This is a genomic window from Polaromonas sp. P1_G2 (assembly GCF_056405515.1).
This window is the reverse complement of the sequence record NZ_JBFUBY010000481.1, coordinates 1-1600: the sequence shown is the minus strand read 5'-3', so window position 1 is coordinate 1600 and position 1600 is coordinate 1. Positions and strand designations below refer to the sequence as shown.

Here is a 1600-nt window from a genome sequence, read left to right as displayed (position 1 = left end):
GCTCTGGGAGGAGGACGCATGGTTACGCAAAGCGAAGGCGCCGTGCAGGAGGACCTAGTACCTCTGCACAGAGATTATGACTCTTTGGCGATTGGGTTTGGGTATGCTTTGGCAAGTTTGGCGCGGGCTTGCTCGGTTGAGAACATCCATTTGATGCGGGCTCCACTTTGATTGCGTCGGTGTTCCCAAGCGGCGACTTCGGCGATGAGGCGATCGTGGCTTTCGATGCGGCGGTTAAGACATTGGCCGCGCAACACGCCGATTTCGATCTCGACCATGTTGAGCCAACTGGCATGCTTGGGCGTGTAATGGAATTCCAGGCGTCTCAGGATACGGCGCGCCTCGCAGGCCGGCAGGGCCTGGTAGAGGGCGGCCGGTGTGTGGGTCGACAGATTGTCGAGCACGACACGGATGGTCTCGGCCCCGGGATGGTGCAGATCGACGAGATCGCGCATGCATTGGGCGAAGTCGTCGGCCGTACGCCGGGCAGTGACTTTTACCTTGCGCCAGGATCGGTGAGCATCAAGGAAGACGAACAAGTTGGCGGTGCCGTTGCGCTTGTATTCGCAGTCGTAACGCTCCAACCGGCCTGGTGCGGCTGGGATCGGCAGCCGCACTTCGCCAATGAGTTGGGTCGGGCTTTCGTCGAAGCACACCACAGGCCGTGCCGGGTCGGGCTCTTCGGCATAGAGGTCAAGCACATCCTCCATGCGCGCGACATATTCGGCGTCGATCTTGGGGATACACCACATGTCCCTGCGCCATGGCTTGAGATCGTTTTCGACCAGGCGCCGGCGTACCGTCTCACGCGACAGCTGTTCATGCTCGGTCAGCCTGACGAACGCGTCGGCCAGCAACTGCAGTGTCCAGCGGCTGCAGCCCGGCGGTGGGCTGGAGCAGGCGGTGGCCACCAGCAGCGCTTCTTCCTTGCCGGTCAGCTTGCGCTCCGCACCAGGGCGCGCCTCTTCGCTAAGCGCCGCCTCAAGGCCCATCTCCACGAAGCGACGCCTGGTGCGATAGACCGTCGAGCCGCTGGCCACCACGGTGGCGGCAATCGCCTCGTCGCCCAGGCCAGCATCGGCGGCCAGCAGGATCTGCGCCCGCTTGAGCTTGCGTGCCGCATGCTTGCCAGCGCTCAGTAGGCTCRTAAGTTCGTCGCGTTCGGCTTGGTCGAGATCGACACGATAGCGTATATTCATCCGCAAGGCCTCCTTTGGGTATGGAGGTCCCGGATGAATCGAAAAATGAATCAATTACTTGACCAAAAGTTGCCAGAGGCGCCGCGCTTCACYGACAAGCAGGGCCAGTATCTCGCCTTTATCTGGGCCTACAGCCAGATCAATGGGCGCGCACCGGCCGAACGCGAYCTRCAACGCTATTTCGGCGTYACCCCGCCATCCGTCCACCAGATGCTGCTCACGCTCGAAAGCAACGGCCTGATCCGCAGGCAGCCACGCATCGCACGCAGTGTCGAACTACTCATCCACCACAACTGCCTGCCAACATTGCAGCCAAACCAAACCGTCAAATCCTCTGTGCAGAGGTACTAGCATCAAGAAGGAGGATTGAGATGACCGCCTATGCATGGGTTCTCGAAGTG

Annotated in this window: 2 protein-coding genes; one reads left to right on the top strand and one right to left on the bottom strand. The window is 60.9% G+C overall.

Annotated features, from left to right (window positions below; genetic code table 11):
- Positions 1-74 precede the first annotated feature (74 nt).
- Positions 75-1199 (bottom strand): IS630 family transposase, encoded by a 1125-nt coding sequence (locus AC1D0P_RS25475; protein ID WP_477679279.1) that lies wholly within the window; start codon positions 1197-1199, stop codon positions 75-77.
- A gap of 45 nt (positions 1200-1244) precedes the next feature.
- Here AC1D0P_RS25475 and AC1D0P_RS25470 point away from each other — a divergent pair, with 45 nt between their 5' ends.
- Positions 1245-1550: a LexA family protein gene (locus AC1D0P_RS25470; protein ID WP_477679278.1), complete on the top strand. Its 306-nt coding sequence runs from the start codon at positions 1245-1247 to the stop codon at positions 1548-1550.
- Positions 1551-1600: the final 50 nt, after the last annotated feature.